Raw genomic sequence first — 1,776 nt, forward strand, 5'->3', positions numbered from 1 at the left:
GATTGGGGATATGCCTATGTGGCCGTTCCCGGGAATCAAAAGGCAAAGGTACTTGTGTCCGACCGTGACGGGTTGTTCAGGAGTTTTATCTCAAATGGCACATTGCCTGAGTCAAGCAACATGTCTCAACCTCGCAAGGTTAACGATGGATGGGTATCCATGGGAACCTCATGGGATCTTGGCAAAGTGGGTGCTAATGGAGCTAAAAGTCTTGCAATGATCGCCTATGACGATATATACAGCATCCGTTATTTTGATGCCAATCTTCCTGCCTGGTGGAAACGCAATGGAATGACCATCGAGCAACTTCTGCCACAGGCATTGAGCGACTATGCCAATCTTTCGTCCGAATGTGCAAAGTTTGACAGCGACTTAATGACTGACCTTGAAAATGTTGGCGGCTCAAAATATGCTGCAATGACTTCACTGGTCTATCGCCAGTGTCTGGCTGCACACAAACTGGTTGCTGATGCCAATGGGAAACCCCTTATTTTTTCCAAGGAAAATTTCAGTAATGGTTGCATGGGCACTGTAGATGTTATTTATCCGGCATCTCCGTTTTTCTTTTTGTTTAGTCCTGAACTTTCCAAGGCCATGCTTCAGCCGATATTTGATTATGCCGCATCGTCCCGCTGGAAATTTCCGTTTGCCCCACACGATTTAGGAACTTATCCTCTTGCTCTGGGACAGGTATATGGCGGTGGAGAAAGAACCGAAGACAATCAGATGCCTGTGGAAGAAACAGGGAATATGGTCATCATGACGGCTGCTTTGGCAAAGATGGAAGGGAATGCCTCATTTGCAAAAGCCAATTGGCCTGTACTGGAAAAATGGTGCGAATATCTTCTCTCTAAGGGATTTGATCCTGAAAACCAATTGTGTACAGATGATTTTGCTGGACATCTTGCACATAACATAAATCTTTCTGCTAAAGCAATTGTGGCCTTAGGCAGCTATTCAATGCTTTGCGAAATGACCGGTAAAAAAGCCAAAGCTAAACAAGTACGCAAAAAAGCTGAGGAAATGGTAAAGGAATGGATTAAGCTGGCTGATGACGGTGATCATACACGGTTGGCTTTTGATCTTCCCGGTTCCTGGAGTCAAAAATACAACATTGTCTGGGATAAAATCCTTGGATTGAACCTCTTCCCCAATGAAGAAATTCAGCGTGAAATACAATTTTACAAAACTAAAGAGGCTGAGTTTGGACTGCCCCTGGACAGTCGCCAGCGTTATACCAAAAACGACTGGATAACCTGGACGGCAACTTTGGCTGACAGTAAAGAGGATTTTCAGCATTTGTTTAATCCTGTTTATGATTATGCCAATAATACTCCACAACGTGTTCCAGTATCCGACTGGTATATAACCGATAATGCATATATGGTAGGCTTTCAGGCCAGATCAGTTGTAGGTGGTTTCTTTATTAAGATGTTGTCCGATAAAGATGTCTGGAATAAATGGGTGAGTAAGGGAACAAATACTACCGGGCCTTGGGCTCCCTTAAAATAAATACCGCCGATAAGTAGGCTGTTATTTATTAAAAATAAATTATCCTTTAATTAATTACTCTGGTAATTATGCTCATTTCAGTTCGACAAAGGCTTTTGCCTTTGTCGAACTTATATTTTCAACAATACAACAACCTTATGTCTTATTTAAATGATTTATTGGCTATGATCCGTCAATTTTCCAAACTGCAAAACCTTATTTTACTCCATATTTCATTAATGTGTTGTATGGTTTCTGCTTTTGGCTCCTGTAAAAGCGAAGACA

General features: G+C 42.0%; 1 protein-coding gene. It reads left to right on the forward strand.

What is annotated here, in order from left to right:
• Positions 1 to 1,512 (forward strand): DUF4965 domain-containing protein (locus Q8907_16870; GenBank protein ID MDP4275942.1); only part of this gene is annotated, 1,512 nt, incomplete at its 5' end.
• Between the last annotated feature and the right edge of the window lie 264 nt (positions 1,513 to 1,776).

The sequence above is a fragment of the Bacteroidota bacterium genome (assembly GCA_030706565.1).
Taxonomy (GTDB): domain Bacteria; phylum Bacteroidota; class Bacteroidia; order Bacteroidales; family JAUZOH01; genus JAUZOH01.